This is a genomic window from Paenibacillus sp. FSL R5-0490, assembly GCF_001956215.1.
In the GTDB taxonomy this organism is placed as follows: Bacteria; Bacillota; Bacilli; order Bacillales; family Cytobacillaceae; genus Cytobacillus.
Genome location: NZ_MRTQ01000008.1, coordinates 151,448 through 166,421 on the forward strand (window position 1 = coordinate 151,448; position 14,974 = coordinate 166,421).

Below are 14,974 nucleotides of genomic sequence, written 5' to 3' on the forward strand. Positions count from 1 at the left end.
TTTAAGCTTTTACACTCGCATAAGCTTCAAGAATGTATTTATTTAAGATCGCTTTCAGCTGTTCCTGTCTTCCGGATTTGTTTTCAATTCTATCAAGCTGAAGGGCATGCTTCTCAAGCTTATGGAAGTCTGTCTTTCCTTCAACGATTTCAAGGCCGATGCCTTCTGTATAGCTGCTGTATCTGTCAGCAATGAAGTTGTCTAATACTTTATCTTCGATTAAACGCTGTGCCACTTTTGCTCCCACCGCAAATGTGTCCATTCCTGCAATATGAGCATAGAACAGATCTTCAGGATCGAATGAACCTCTTCGCACCTTCGCATCAAAGTTTAAGCCGCCTGTTCCAAGACCGCCATTTTTAATAATTTCAACCATGGCGAGTGATGTGGAATAGATGTCTGTCGGGAATTCGTCCGTATCCCATCCGAGCAAGGTATCTCCCTGATTAGCATCCACTGAACCAAGCATGCCATTTATGCGGGCTGTGTGCAGTTCATGCTCAAATGTATGGCCGGCAAGGGTCGCGTGGTTTGCTTCAATATTGAATTTGAAGTAATCTTTTAAGCCGTAAGATTGCAGGAATGATAAACTGGTTGCCACATCAAAATCATATTGATGTTTGGTTGGCTCCTTCGGCTTTGGTTCGATTAGAAATTGGGCGTCAAAACCGATTTCCTTTGCATAATCGATTGCCATATGGAAGAAACGCGCAAGATTGTCCTGTTCAAGCTTCATGTTCGTATTCAGCAGTGTTTCGTACCCTTCACGGCCGCCCCAGAAAACATAGTTCTCAGCACCAAGCTCCTTGCCGATTTCAAGTCCCTTTTTCACCTTTGCAGCAGCATAAGCGAATACATCTGCATTAGGCGCTGTCGCCGCACCGTGCAGCCAGCGCGGATGTGAAAACATATTAGCAGTATTCCATAATAGCTTTGTTTTGCTGGATTTCATGTATTCCTTAATCATGCTCGTAATCTCATCTAAGTTATTAAACGTTTCTCTTAATGAATCTCCTTCAGGTGCAATATCCGCATCATGGAAACAGAAGTATGGAACATTCAGTTTTTCATAGAATTCAAAGGATGCTTCTACACGTGCCTTGGCCAAATCCATTCCGGAAAATCTGTCATATGAGCGAATCATCGTGCCCTCTCCGAAAGGATCTGTGCCTTCCGCAGTAAACGTATGCCAGTAAGACACTGCAAAACGGAGAAAATCCTCCATTTTTTTGCCGTTAATCATTTCTTCAGGATTATAATATTTAAACGCCAATGGATTATTTGAATCGGGACCTTCATATTTTACTCCACTTACATTTTTGAAATAGTTCATTTTCATTCCTCCAGTTTTAACAGATTTTTCTGTGTGTTATCGCTTTCATTTGTTTACAAGTTGATTTTAACACCATAAACTTAGTTTGTCTATTGAATGAACTAAGTTTTATTTTTATTTTTAATTATGGTATAAATGGAATATGATTGTAATAGACAAAGAATTTGAGGAGAAAAATAATGACTTGGAATCAGCAGCTGGTAAAAATGAAAAATAAATCACGTGTTCTGCAGACGATCATCGACCAATCCCCCATCTCGCGGGCTGATATCGCACAGTATTTGGGGCTGACTAAAGGGACAGTTTCCTCCTTGGTCAACGAACTGATAGAAGAAAAAATCTGTTCCGAAACAGGTCCAGGCAAATCGAGCGGCGGACGCCGTCCTGTGATGCTGCTCTTTAATGAAAAAGCAGGATATGCGATTGGAATTGATTTAGGGGTCAACTATATTTTAGGTGTCATGACTGATTTATCCGGTAATATTGTGAGCGAACATTTGAAGCATATGAATAGCATGAGGTACGATGAAACCATTCTTGTTATAAAAGATATAATCCAATCCCTCTTGTACACTACCCCCGAGAGCCCCTATGGTGTGATCGGAATCGGGATTGGCGTACCGGGAATCGTTAATAAAGAAGGAAGCAACATCCTGCTGGCACCTAACCTGGGCTGGACAGATATCAATTTAAAAGCAGAAATTGAGACAGAGTTTCACCTTCCCGTTATCATCGACAACGAAGCGAACGCCGGAGCCTACGGGGAAAAGCGTTTTGGAGCCGGGAAAAACTTTGAAAATCTCATTTATGTAAGCGCTGGAATTGGCATAGGTGTCGGCTTTATTTTGCAAAACAGCCTTTACCGGGGAGCTGAAGGATTTTCCGGTGAAATGGGCCATATGGTGATTGATATCGATGGAAAAGAATGCAGATGCGGCAGCAAAGGCTGCTGGGAATTATATGCTTCTGAACAGGCATTGCTCAACCAGGCAATGAATATCCATTTAAAACGGGATGAATTGAACCTGGAGTCATTAGTTGTAATGGCGGAAGAAGATGAGGAAGTAAAGGATTTGTTTCGTCAAATTGGCCGGAGCCTCGGCATTGGCATAAACAATATCATTAATACATTCAACCCCGAGCAAATCATCATAGGAAATCGCTTAGCCATTGCCAAAGATTTATTACACGAATCGATTATGGAAGTTGTCGAGAATCGTTCCTTAAGATTTAACCAGCAAAACTTAAATATTACATTTGCAGATTTATCGATCTACTCCACTGCACTTGGTGCATCTGCTTATGCCACTGAAAACTTTCTGAACTCGGATCTGCGGGGGAATTTGAGTAAATAACTGCCTGATTGGCCAATAAGCAGAATGTCCCGGATTTGTTGGGACATTCTTTCTTTGTAAGGCCCTTCCTTATGGCCTGTACCCATAAGCAAACGAAAATAAAAAAAGGAAAAACATAAACAGAAAAGAAGCTGGAATCAAACTAATAAGAATAAGAATTTTAGCCTTTCTGCTATGGATTTTGCTAAACCACTTAAAATAGATGAAAATCAAAATGGCAGCAAAAGGCAAAAACAGGTAATTCGCGATGGTGTCAACCCATCCTGAATTCTGGTCCCAGTACGCATCAGGCACTGGGGATATCCCTTCATATTCCTTATCAATCCTGTTTTTTACGGTAATAAAATAATAAGAAACGGCTATATAGTAAGCCACAATGACGCATTTTACCCACCAGACAATATATTTGCTGAAAACGACAATGATAAACATAAGCAGCAATATAATAAAAAAGCCAGTGTATTGTTCCATTTGAAAGCCTCCTAAAAAGGATCTGCATCATCTCAGATACCCGATAAAGAAAATGGCCATTGAAAAAATTCCATGGCCATTTTCTCTATTATGCTTATTCTTTACAGATGCTGTGCCGTAACCGAACGCTCACATTCCAAAATTCCTGCCGGCGGTCCTTCATACAGGATTTCACCGCCCCCTGCACCTCCATCCGGACCTAGATCCACGATCCAATCACTTTTCCGGATAACGTCCAGATTATGTTCAATGACGATAACGGTATTGCCCTTTTCCACCAATTTATGAATGATTTCCAGAATATTGGCGACATCGGACATATGCAATCCTGTCGTTGGTTCGTCGAGAATATAAATACTCCCTTTTGTATTCAGTTCCTTTGCAAGCTTTAGCCTTTGGCATTCGCCGCCTGACAGGGTGTTCAGCGGCTGTCCCAGTGACAAGTAGCCAAGACCGACCGTCTCCAGGGCTTTGAGTTTTCTCTGAATGTCTTTTGCCTCAAAGAACTCCACAGCATTTGCTATAGACATCTCCATGATTTCAACAATATTTTTGCCCTTATATAGGTACTGGAGCACATCCTGCCTAAAACGGCTTCCATGACATTCGCTGCATTCGACTTCCATTGCATCCATAAAAGATAAATTGATCTCAACCGTTCCGGTGCCTCCGCATGTTGGACATCCTCCGGTCGAATTGTAGCTGAATAATCCGCTCTCCACACCATTCGCGTCTGAAAAAGACTTTCGGATCGAATTCATTATGCCGGTAAAGGTTGCCGGATTGGACCGTATGTTGGCATGGACCGGGCTTTGGTCAATACGGATAGCGTCCGGGAAATCTTTTGCAAACACCTCATTCACAATAGTGCTTTTCCCTGAACCTGCTACCCCTGTTATAACTGTAAAAACCCCTTTTGGAACGGAGAGACTCACATTCTTTAAATTATGGAGGCTGCTTTTCCTGCTTTCCATAAACTCGGAAACCGGTCGCGGATTTGTGTTGATCTCTGCACTGCGGTTTAAATAATTGGCCGTTAATGTATCAGAAGAAAAGAAGTCCTGATAACTGCCGGTATACATGATTTCTCCTCCGTTTGTTCCCGCATGAGGCCCCACATCAACGATATGATCCGCTATTTTGATTACGTCCGGATCATGCTCGACGACTAAAACGGTATTGCCCCTGTCCCGCAGCCGAATCAGCAATTCATTTAACCGGTAAACATCCCGCGGATGCAGGCCGGTGCTTGGTTCATCAAATATGTACATTAAGCCCGTTAAGTTACTGGATAAATATTTTACCATTTTCACCCTTTGGGATTCACCGCCCGAAAGTGTTGGCGTTTCCCTTGTCAGATCCATATAGCCGAGCCCAATCTCACAAAGGTTTTCCAATCGTTCCATGATTCCGTCAAGAATTGGCTTTGCTTCAGGTGAAGTAATTTGTGGAAGAGTTTTAATCAGCTGATCCAATTGCATGGACGTCAGGTCATAGATGGTATAGCCTTTGATTGTGGAAGAAAGCACCTTTTCGCTGTAGCGTTTTCCACCGCATGAAGGGCAGCCAGTCATGGTGCTGAAGTTTTTCAGGAGCTTCTCTCCCGTCTTTGAAGTTTCCTTGTCCCTCTTCACATGCTGCCGCATAAATTTGACTGCGAGGCCCTCATAAGTTGCATTCATGTCATTATTCATATAACTGACTGTTACTTTTTGCGGCTCTGCATGGACAAGCTTATTAAATTCTTCTTCCGGATAATCCTTAATTTTCTTATCAATATCGAAGAATCCGGATTCCGCATATGCCTTCCATTGCCATGTTCCAGGTCCAAAACCCGGAAGCAGAATAGCACCTTCATTTAAGCTTTTTTCCTTATCAAGAGCAGCATCAAGGTTGAGTGTAATAATTCTCCCAATCCCTTCACACTTCGGGCACATGCCGCTGGGATCATTGAAAGAATAGGCGTTGCTGTACCCTATATGAGGTTCGGCAAACCGGGAGAATAACAGGCGAAGAAGAGGATTAATATCTGTAGCGGTTCCAAGTGTGGATCGGGCATTTCCCCCGAGCCGTTTTTGATCAACAACAACGGCAGTAGAAAGATTGTTGATTTCATCTGCTTCCGGTCGGCTATACCTCGGAAGAAAAAGCCGCTGAAAACTGCTGTACGTCTCATTCAACTGCCGGCCTGCCTCCTGGGCAATCGTATCAAAGACAATGGATGATTTGCCTGAACCGGAGACACCTGTAAAAATTGTAATCTTCCCTTTTGGAATCTGCAGATTAATATTCTTCAGGTTGTTTACTCTGGCATTGAAAATTTCGATGAATTCCTGCTTCACACAATCAGCTCCTTTTGATTTTTTTACGTATGTATGCAATTTGCGCGGAGAATTATCATATCAATAGTTGGAAACAAATTGCAATAATATTCTTTAATTTTTATTAAGTTTTCTTCAAAAACTACTCTTCCGGTGATTGATAGATTATATAGAAGGAATGACAACAGCTCTGCAAGCTTTCTCATAAAACTCAATTGGTCCTGCTCCTCCAATAATGGCATATTCATATCCTATTTCTTTCATATCTCTTAAACAGTGATGAAGCAATGCATTTCCTATACCTTTAACCCTGCTGGCTCTTATTACCCCCATGGGACCGAAATATCCCTTTTTGTTCAGGTAGACATCAAATGCGGCAAAGCCAATAATCCTTCCGCCCTCATCACCTGCGATATAAAGTGAAACTTCAATCAGTGGGGGTTTTCCTTATCCCCCACTGATTGTTAGTTGAACCAATCGGGCCTTTACGGGCAGTTTGACCCCCGCTTATCTTCCTTTGATTCCTCTGAGTCTTGAAGTGGGGGTCTTACTGCCCGTTAGACTGCGATAAATTGACGGCTTTACCTTCTGAAATCCCCACCGAATGGTATGTGCCCATTCCTTAGAAAAATTTTTCTCTGTAAAGTCTGCAAGCTGCTTTTCATCACCATGATGAACTTTCCTGACAAAAGAAGTGTTCATTTGAGGAAAAGTATAGCTGCCAAGGTGAGTGATCATGTCCCTGGCGGACGTTCCGAGCGTCAAAATGGTGTTTTTCATTTCCTCAGATAAAATCCCTGCAATGGTGGCATCATTAAGTAATGCTTTAAGTAAGTGCCCTTCATTAACAAAAACCTGATTATATCTGTTCATATAATGAATCGCTGTATCAAGTATTTCTATAACCCCATCGGTTACTGGGATGCTGAAAATTTCACTTTGCATTATACTTTGCGTATATGGAACTGATCCTCTCAACAAATCTGGGTTTAAATCGCATTTCAGAAATATTTCCCCCAAAGCGCCTGACCTTTCAGCCAGACACCCAATTAGCAGGTGAACAGGATGGATCACTTTACAATCAGATAGCCAGGCTTCCTTTTCGGCACTCTTAATAATTCTTTGCATTCTATCCGTGAATTTTACTGAATGGCTCAAGTTGAACACACCTTCACAATTTATTGTCCCCAAGTACGTTGCATAAAAAAATGAATTCTCTTAAAACGCAAGAATTCCTGCCAAATGTTAACAATCATAGGAATTCCAAAGGAAAATAGTAAACTAAACAGCATTTGTTTTCACATTGCACAACAGGCTTTTTAACATAAAAATAGGGGTCACACTTTAAAAAAATGCGAGTATTACAGCCGTATCAAAGGCTGGATTAACCGATTTAATGGCATGGCTGCAAATCATTATTTGTGATGGCTTTAATTCTTGAATATTATGAAGCATCGTAATGACGATACTGCTATTAGAAAGATGATTATTAATAAGTGAGGAAAAAGAAGCGAATAGAATAGGTACACCGTATAGTACCACCGATAGAGCAGTCATTTAGACGAAGAAAAAGACTTATATTATTTACCCAGAATTCCTACTTGTATTAAATAAAAATACTGTTATAAAAGGAACCTTATAATAGTTCCTTTTTATTTAGGCTCTTTCCGTAACTATTGTTGCTAATAAAGAATAATATTGTAAAATATTGTATAGTATGATTAAAAGAGGAGAGCCTAAAATGCTAAGTAAAATAATAGATGAAACGCTGGATTACTTTGAAAGTCACCCTACTATTCTTAATTACTTTAAAATAGCAGGGATTATACTTTTATTGTTACTGTTATTTAACGCTTCTACACAGTTCGGTGAAGTGGCAGGCAAGATTCTTTATCACTTCACAAACTAAGTTTTTAAATGCAAAGAGGCTTCCCTCTTTGCATTGTTTTAACAAACGAGTGGTAAAAGATATTATCGCGGGGGAGCTGAAGGAGCACAATCATGAGGTGGATAACCACACCAGCCGCAAATATTTTGTTCAATCGATTTAGCTCCCTCCTTCATCATGGGTGTAGTATGTAATTTTACTCGAGTGATAATGATTATCATTGATAAAAACTATTTTAAATGAAAATGATTATCAATGTCAAGTGTATGAGGTACGTTTGTAATTACATACATGCACATTTTATGGCGACTCTTTTTTCCTTGTGCCTCCTCTTTTTCGGTGTCATAACCCTCTTATGGTGACCGTTTCCTCTCCCGCCTCCTCTCTTTTCGTCCTCATGAACCTTCTCTGGCGACCGTTTCCTCGTGAGCCTTCCCTTTCTCGGCGTCATGAACCTCCACCACACTCAATAGAACCCCCGTTCACAAATCTGTCACACCCATCCCAAAACCACCCTGTCCAAATCCACCCTTGATTTATATATAGAAGGTGAAAGGGTGGTGCAATTTTATGAATTTGAAATCAGGCAGAGTCGAGCAGTTTGAACAGTTTTCTCAGTTTAAAAATCTTCAGGAGTTTAATGCCCATTTGGAGATGTGGCTATCGGTACATAAGGACAAGTTTTCTAAGGGGGAACTGGCTGGGTTAAAGAGGCTGGTTCGTTTTGCTGCGAAAATTCCGGGAGTATCTAATGCCAAGATTGGCACTGTATTAAAAGCGATTCACGAAGAATATAACGGCCATGGTATTTCCCGCTCTACTTTTAAAAGAATGATTGCCAAGGCCGCAGAGATTGGTATTTTTACTGTTCATGAAACAGAGAGAAAAAACGGTTCCCAGTCCAGTAATTTATATGTTTTTAATCGTTTTCCCAAGAGTGAACCACCTAAGCAGGAGAAAATGGACCACCCTAATAAAACTATCAATCTTTCTAAAACTAATAAAAATCAAAAGATTACTAAACGTAACGAAACCGTCCTCGATCACACTTTTACTAGTGACCGTGTACCACAATCATTTATCAGTACCGTAAAGTACTTTTTTTCAGAAGCCAAGCAGATTGAGGAGTTTTGGAGAATGGCATCACTAGCAGCATATAAAAACAATTGTGAACAAGATAGGAACACTATTTTAGAAACAGCCATCCATTCTTTTAAGCAGCTGATTCGAAAAATGAAAACCCGCGTCATTGCTAAGCCGGTCGCTTATTTCTACGGTATCCTGAATAAGAAATTTGAAGAGAATTACTTTGAAGAATTGCATGAAATGGGGTTTCCAGCTGAAGACAATGCCTTTTCGCTAAATTTTTTTTACAAAAAGTAGCTAACTGCCCCCTTTGCTGGGAGTTAGACCCCCTAACTTCAGACTTAGACCCCTTAACTACGGACTTAGGGGTAGCAAAAGGCCGATATAAGACTTTTACGGGATTCGTAAAAAACTGGCTGTCAGGCTATGTTTGATCTACCCGGGAATACACAGAGAGCGCGCTTTCCTTGAAGGAACATTTTCATGGAGAGTTTTGAACAGATATCAGCACAATATGAACCTATGATTCATGATATCATGCATAAATTGAACATCTATAAAAATACGGAGGAATTCCACCAGCTGGGTTTAATCACACTTTGGCAGGCGTGGAAAAATCATGACAATGAAAAAGGGACCTTCCTTTCCTACGCTTACAGTATGGTAAAAGGACATATGATGATGGAATTAACGAGACAAACAAAGCAGATTGATCGATATATCTATCCGGAAGCAGACTTCTGGGAATTCATCGAAGACACCTCACCAGCCCCAAGCCCAGAGCTCATACAAGAACTTTACAAAAAATGCGGAATGTTATCTGAAAACCAAATGAAATGGCTCCAATATACTCTATGTGATGGGCTGTCTGTCAGGGAAATTGCTGAAAAAGAACGGGTCTCCCTGTCTGCAGTCAAAAACTGGCGGCACGGTGCCCGCGAGAAGCTGAAGAAAATAATGCAGCAAAATTAAAAATCACCCTGTCCTTTTCCCCCTTCAAAGTATATATAGAAGGTGAAAGGAGGTGACCCAAGATGGCACAAGCAATTATCACTGATTCCAAACTTCGCCTGGTATTTGAAACAGGCCTTAATGGGCAGGGCAAGCCGATTCACAAATCAAAAACCTACAGCGGTGTAAAGCAATCTGCCACAGCAGACCAGCTTTTCACGGTTGGACAGGCGATCGCCGGACTTAGCAGCTATCCATTAGCTGAAATCAACAGGAATGACAGCTTCGATATTTTAGGCTAAACAAACTATTAAAAACCATAAAAATAAGGAGGGAATAGTAAATGGCTAAATCATTAGAAATGACTTTTATCTCTGAACTGGGCAAACCAACAAAACTTTCTGTTGATAACCCGATTGAACCCATTGATCCTGCTGCGGTAAAAGCAGCCATGGAGCAAATCATTGCTGCGAATGCATTTGATGGCAATGGCGGGGATTTGGTTTTAGCGGAAAGTGCCAGGTTAGTTGAGCGTAATGTAACTGAATATGAATTAGTATAATCATCAGTGGCCGGATTCCTAGGAAGCCGGCCATTTTTACAATTTTCGCCAGAAAGGAGCAGCTGCCATGGAACAGATGGTCACATTGATCAGCGAGCTCGGCTTCCCGATCGTCGTCACTCTTTTTCTGCTGAACCGAATTGAAGCCAAACTCGATGTTGTTGTGTCGTCCATTCAAGGATTGCCTGACAGGCTTAAGGAATAGACTATTTAATCCCCTTCCTCTTTTATGGAGACGGGGGTTTTGTCTTTTCTGGCCGTTTCGTTAGGTTAATTTCCATTTCTCTCTTCCCCCGCTATTTTTCGGCGCTATTCCTCTTCTCTATTAATCAACAATGCCTTCTCACTCTCACCCAATGGACTTCTAATCCAAGAAAAACCCCATAACACCAGCAATTCGTTCCTTAAACGCCGTATAATTATGCCCCGCCCCCTCAACGATCCGAAGCTCAACCTCACTTCAGCTGCCTTTTAACCTTTCATAAACAGCTTTGTTAGACTTTAAAAATAATTCACTGATCTTGCTATTTTCCCCCGCCTCTGCAGTGCCGCAATCCAGATATATTTTCCCAGATGGAGGCGTGCTGCCTGCCAGTTTTTCTATTTCCTCCTGATTCCGGTAAAAAGCAGATGAAATTCCTGCGGTTTTTTTAAAAACATCAGGATATTTGCACCCGGCATAAACAGAGAGGAGTCCGCCAAGAGAGATGCCAGCCATATAATTTTCCGCAGCCAGCGTTTTATATTTTCCATCTATTATTGGCATCAGCTCCTTCACGATAAAGTCAGCATAATCACTCCCCTTGCCGCCTGAGCCGCTTTTGTACCCCAATAGCTGCTCGCTGAAATCTCCATGTTTCCATGGACAATATTCATGAATCCGTTCTTCGCCTTCTGTATTTTGGTCAATCGCCGCCACAATCAAATCTGATTTGAATTGATCCAAATGGTTATGCATATCCAGGGACACTCCGCCAATTGCTTCCTCAGCACCAAAAACATTTTGCCCGTCATGCATGTATAGTACTGGATAGCGTTTAAGGCTGCTGTAATAATCCTCCGGCAGGTAAATCCGAACTTTTCTTTTCTGATTGAAAATCGACACAGTTAACACTTCAAGCATGGCTGCCACCTCATTCTCATTGTTCTAATAGTGCGTTCAAAACAAAATTCTCTCTCCTTATCCATCCATTTGCCCCATCCAGTTTAGCTGCTGCCTCATTCCTTGCGATCGCTTCTTCAATAGTCACCCACTGCGGTGAAAATTCCTGTGTGATCTCATATCCTTCAAGCTGCTGGTCCAGTTGCTGATGATCGATTAATTCACACAGATAATAATGAGAATTCATATGAAACAGCACAGTATCATCAAACTCATCGATTTTCCGTTCAACAACCGTACCCAGTTTGTTTTTCACGGCTGCATGTATGTATCCTGTTTCTTCTGCCACTTCGCGTACTAGCGCATCATGCCAATCTTCATTCCCTTTAACTCCGCCTCCCGGGAATTTATAATCACCCCGGTTCGAGCGCACCAGCAAAATCCCAGTTTCACCCAAAATAACAGCTCTGACAGCTTCCCTCGTTTTCACAGAACCATACTTCAAACCCTTTTCTTCAAACACTTTAGTAAATTTCATATCTGCACCTCACATGTAAAATATTTTACAATGACCCCAGGAAAAAAGCTCCAAAAAAATAAGACTGCCGATCATTCTCAGCAGTCTTCATTCCATTCATTTTTTTAATGCTTCATATTGCTTCAGTATTTCACGTGCAAGCTCGCTTGATTCTTCAAGTCCGCATACTTCTTTCAGTACATATGCCACTCCGTTTTCCTGAATCATCTCCTGCAGCTTCACCGCTTCTTCATCTTCCCTGTTATCAAACAATAGGGCTGCAGCAATGGCTTTTGCCAGGTTTGTGCAGGATAAGCCTGCTTTTTGGGCCTGCAGTGCCGGGCGGACCAGTCTGTCTTCAGGTCCAAGCTTCCTTATTGGTGAACGGCCGACTCGTGTGACACCGTCATTCAGGCGTGCATTCTCAAAACGCCCGATAATTTTATCGATATATTTCTGATGTTCGTCCGGATTCAGATCATAGCGATCTATTAAATAAGCACCTGTTTCGCCAAGTGTTGCCTGCACCTGCTTATAAATGTTTCCGTCAGCAAGTGTCTCATCAATGGTTTCTTTCCCTGCCAGGTAACCGAAGTACGCAATCACCGCATGTCCTGTGTTAACCGTGAATAGCTTCCTTTCAATAAACGGCGCAAGCTCCGGAACAATCTTCATTCCCTCAATATGCGGAATGTCTTCAGCCGTTTCGACAACCCATTCATGATACGGTTCAACCAATACATCAAGTGATCCCTGGTTGTTCTGAATTGGAACAATCCGGTCTACAGCGGAGTTTAAGAAAGAAACATTTTCAAGATTCATACCGCTCTCCAGATTTTCCAGAATATACCCCTTTAATAAGTCAGTTGCTGAGATCTGATTTTCACATGCAATGACATAAAGCTTTTCCGTGATCCCTGCTTCTGCTCTGGCAGCCAGGCCTTTCGCCATTAACGGCGCAATCCGCGGAAGGATGTTTGGCCCAATGGCTGTGGTTAAGAAATCAGCCTGTTTAATGGCCTCAATTACTTCAGCCTCCTGCGTCAAATTATTTAATCCTGACACATTTTCAATGGTCAAGCTTTCCTGTTCATCTGCAGCCAGTATCACTTTATATTGTTTTTCTTCGTTTAATTGATTGATAATCCCTTCAGCAATATCCACAAACGTCACATGGTAGCCTGACTGTGAAAATAGAGCTCCGATAAATCCTCTTCCTATGTTTCCTGCACCAAAATGCACTGCCTGTTTCATCGAATCATTCCTTTACCGGTTAATTTTAAAATGAGATTGGAGGTATTCTGTAAAAATCGATTCCAGCTTCTTGAAGATCATCTCTTCGTTTGCGGAAGAAAAGAGTAATATCGATTCCTCTGTCTCAATGATATTCGTGCTGATTAAGCTTACTATTTCCTGCTCTCTTCTGCTTAGCTCGTCTGGTGCAAGCATAAGCAGAAGATTTTTCATTGCCACTTCTTTTCCGTCCATTCCCTTTACCAGGCAAGGGTTTGGCAGATGGGCAATTTGAAAAATAAGCTTACGGACGTTCTGACTGCGCGCGTGAAAGAGAGCCATATTCGTTTCAGGAATGCCCAGGCCGCCTTTTTGTTCCCGCTCCCTTAATGATTGAAGCACATCTTCAGGATTCGTCAGCAGCTGATCTCCTTCTGCATTCGCCAGCATTTTTTCGAGAATCTGCTCCTGGCTTGCTTCCCCCTCCATCCGGTAAAACCGGAAGTTTTGGATCAGAGACTGGATGCTCTCCTGAATATCGCTAATTTCCTCAAGCATGGAGCCTAAAGAGACTGGGTGCTGGTGACCGCCCTCAGTCAATTCCTGATAGGGCTTCCCTTTTGTAAAGCTTTCAATGTTGTTTTTCAGGTAGTTTTTTATCGTGAGAATGTTCTCTTCACTTAAGAGCGGGTTCACCAATATATACTCTGCATGTATAAAAGGAAGTCTGACAGTAGAAAGGATTAAATCATATTCCATCAGATCGGCACCCTCAGACATTTCCTTAATCGATTTGATTTCGATGACATCAATTTCAGCCACCTCTTTTTTCAGCCTGCTTTTCAGCATTTTGGAGGTGCCGATGCCTGTCGGACAAATGAGCAGCGCCTTTATGGAAAGATTCTCTTCCTGCATCACAAGGGCCGAACCGAAATGAAGGACGATAAACGCAATCTCGTCATCTGAAAATTGATCAATATCTGTAAACGCTTCTTCAAGACTATTTTTCACAGCCAAGAACAGAACCGGATACTTACGCTTGATTTCCTCTCGGAGCGGGTTATAGGACTCCATATTCTGCTTGATCCGGTATAAAGATGGCTCCATATGAGCGAGCAGCCCCTGAAATAAGGAAAAATCCTTGTTCAAATCCACATGCAGCTGTTCAGAAACTGATTTAATCACGTTCCTGATCATTTGGGCGAGTACAATGCTGTCGTACGGAAAAGCCTCCGTCCCGCTCCACTTGGTGCCTTTAAGTATACGAGCCAGGTATAGGATGTCCCCCTCAGAAAACGCACAGTCAAAAGCCTGTCCGAGCCTGCTTATGACCTCCTGGATCAATCCATATTCAACCGTAACTTCTGTTTCCGGAAGGTCCTTCCGTTCCACCGGGAACCCGCTGAGCGTTCTTTTTAGTGTTATGCACGTATGCAGCACAATCTCCAGATATCCGCTATCCGCAAATCGGGCAGGAGCGCCCATAAACACAGTCTGGATGATGCTGTTCACATGGCGGAGATCATCCGCTTCAAAGTAGTGCAGAATTCTGTCTTCCCCGAGCTTCCCATTTTCCAGCAAAAATAATTTCTCAATTAATTCTTCATGAAAGTATTGAAGGAGAAAATGGGCAAGGGCCCTTCGTTTACTTGCTTCCGTTCCGTGAAGTTCTACGCCGACTCCACGCTTTCTCGTCAAGTCCAACTGGAAACGGGATAGCCATTCAGCAAGTTCATCAAGGTGTGCCGTCAAAGTCGCCGTGCTAATGCCGAGGTAGCCGGCAAGCACCTGAGTCTTATAAACGTCTTCCTCAAGAATGGCCAAAAGAAGGCGCAGCTTCTTTTCCTGAGGGAGCTCATCGATCGGTTCGCTGCTGGTTAAATGCTGGATCAGCCTGAAAATCTGCTCATTTTTCCCTTCAATAATAAGTCCCTGATTTACATTTCGGGTTAAGGTCAGCCCGAACTCACTGACAATTTTCTCAACTGCCTTTAAGTCCCTCTGGATTGTTCTCGCACTGACGTTTAATGAAGAAGCAATCGACAATGCCGTGTGTTTACCCGATGTTTTTATAATCAATTCAATAATGGCTTTTTCCCTCGATGTAATATACATGAGATCAGCTCATTTCTACAATTAGTGGCATAAAAGGTTA

15 protein-coding genes and 1 pseudogene are annotated in these 14,974 nt (G+C 42.1%); 6 read left to right on the forward strand and 10 right to left on the reverse strand.

Annotated elements, in window-relative coordinates:
• Position 1: 1 nt before the first annotated feature.
• The gene (gene xylA / locus BK139_RS08670) at positions 2-1,333 is read right to left on the reverse strand and encodes a xylose isomerase (protein ID WP_076257948.1); all 1,332 of its coding nucleotides are present in this window, start codon (positions 1,331-1,333) and stop codon (positions 2-4) included.
• 179 nt (positions 1,334-1,512) lie between these two features.
• Here xylA and BK139_RS08675 point away from each other — a divergent pair, with 179 nt between their 5' ends.
• Complete coding sequence (locus tag BK139_RS08675; RefSeq protein ID WP_076257949.1) at positions 1,513-2,688, forward strand: ROK family transcriptional regulator; 1,176 nt, start codon at positions 1,513-1,515, stop codon at positions 2,686-2,688.
• A gap of 69 nt (positions 2,689-2,757) precedes the next feature.
• Here BK139_RS08675 and BK139_RS08680 read toward each other — a convergent pair whose 3' ends face one another.
• From BK139_RS08680 to BK139_RS23920, 5 genes and pseudogenes are all read right to left on the reverse strand, one after another.
• Complete coding sequence (locus BK139_RS08680; protein ID WP_076257950.1) at positions 2,758-3,159, reverse strand: hypothetical protein; 402 nt, start codon at positions 3,157-3,159, stop codon at positions 2,758-2,760.
• Positions 3,160-3,260: 101 nt separating this feature from the next.
• Positions 3,261-5,501: an ATP-binding cassette domain-containing protein gene (locus BK139_RS08685; RefSeq protein WP_076257951.1), complete on the reverse strand. Its 2,241-nt coding sequence runs from the start codon at positions 5,499-5,501 to the stop codon at positions 3,261-3,263.
• Positions 5,502-5,645: 144 nt separating this feature from the next.
• A pseudogene (locus BK139_RS23575) lies at positions 5,646-5,909 on the reverse strand (GNAT family N-acetyltransferase); the annotation flags it as partial.
• A gap of 78 nt (positions 5,910-5,987) precedes the next feature.
• Positions 5,988-6,638 carry a Clp protease N-terminal domain-containing protein gene (locus BK139_RS23915; protein WP_175609085.1) on the reverse strand — a complete coding sequence of 217 codons (651 nt, stop codon included), beginning with the start codon at positions 6,636-6,638 and terminating at the stop codon, positions 5,988-5,990.
• Positions 6,639-7,651: 1,013 nt separating this feature from the next.
• Positions 7,652-7,819 (reverse strand): hypothetical protein, encoded by a 168-nt coding sequence (locus BK139_RS23920; RefSeq protein ID WP_175609086.1) that lies wholly within the window; start codon positions 7,817-7,819, stop codon positions 7,652-7,654.
• Positions 7,820-8,022: 203 nt separating this feature from the next.
• Between BK139_RS23920 and BK139_RS08695 the strand changes: the two genes are divergently transcribed.
• The 5 genes from BK139_RS08695 (at position 8,023) to BK139_RS08715 (ending at position 10,172) form a co-directional block, all read left to right on the forward strand.
• Positions 8,023-8,751, forward strand: a complete 729-nt coding sequence (locus BK139_RS08695; RefSeq protein ID WP_286148339.1) for a hypothetical protein — start codon at positions 8,023-8,025, stop codon at positions 8,749-8,751.
• Between the two features lie 186 nt (positions 8,752-8,937).
• Positions 8,938-9,426, forward strand: a complete 489-nt coding sequence (locus BK139_RS08700) for a sigma-70 family RNA polymerase sigma factor (protein ID WP_076257954.1) — start codon at positions 8,938-8,940, stop codon at positions 9,424-9,426.
• A gap of 62 nt (positions 9,427-9,488) precedes the next feature.
• Positions 9,489-9,707 carry a DUF1659 domain-containing protein gene (locus tag BK139_RS08705; protein ID WP_076257955.1) on the forward strand — a complete coding sequence of 73 codons (219 nt, stop codon included), beginning with the start codon at positions 9,489-9,491 and terminating at the stop codon, positions 9,705-9,707.
• 41 nt (positions 9,708-9,748) lie between these two features.
• A complete protein-coding gene (locus BK139_RS08710) occupies positions 9,749-9,967 on the forward strand; it encodes a DUF2922 domain-containing protein (RefSeq protein WP_061791317.1) in 219 nt (72 codons plus the stop codon).
• Positions 9,968-10,034: 67 nt separating this feature from the next.
• Positions 10,035-10,172 (forward strand): YvrJ family protein, encoded by a 138-nt coding sequence (locus tag BK139_RS08715; protein ID WP_019380521.1) that lies wholly within the window; start codon positions 10,035-10,037, stop codon positions 10,170-10,172.
• Between the two features lie 255 nt (positions 10,173-10,427).
• Here BK139_RS08715 and BK139_RS08720 read toward each other — a convergent pair whose 3' ends face one another.
• The 4 genes from BK139_RS08720 to BK139_RS08735 all read right to left on the reverse strand — a co-directional run bounded on the left by BK139_RS08720 (position 10,428) and on the right by BK139_RS08735 (position 14,934).
• The gene (locus tag BK139_RS08720) at positions 10,428-11,090 is read right to left on the reverse strand and encodes an alpha/beta hydrolase (protein WP_286148314.1); all 663 of its coding nucleotides are present in this window, start codon (positions 11,088-11,090) and stop codon (positions 10,428-10,430) included.
• Between the two features lie 16 nt (positions 11,091-11,106).
• A complete protein-coding gene (locus tag BK139_RS08725) occupies positions 11,107-11,607 on the reverse strand; it encodes an NUDIX hydrolase (protein WP_076257956.1) in 501 nt (166 codons plus the stop codon).
• 96 nt (positions 11,608-11,703) lie between these two features.
• Complete coding sequence (locus BK139_RS08730; RefSeq protein WP_076257957.1) at positions 11,704-12,840, reverse strand: mannitol-1-phosphate 5-dehydrogenase; 1,137 nt, start codon at positions 12,838-12,840, stop codon at positions 11,704-11,706.
• Between the two features lie 12 nt (positions 12,841-12,852).
• Complete coding sequence (locus tag BK139_RS08735) at positions 12,853-14,934, reverse strand: BglG family transcription antiterminator (protein ID WP_076257958.1); 2,082 nt, start codon at positions 14,932-14,934, stop codon at positions 12,853-12,855.
• Between the last annotated feature and the right edge of the window lie 40 nt (positions 14,935-14,974).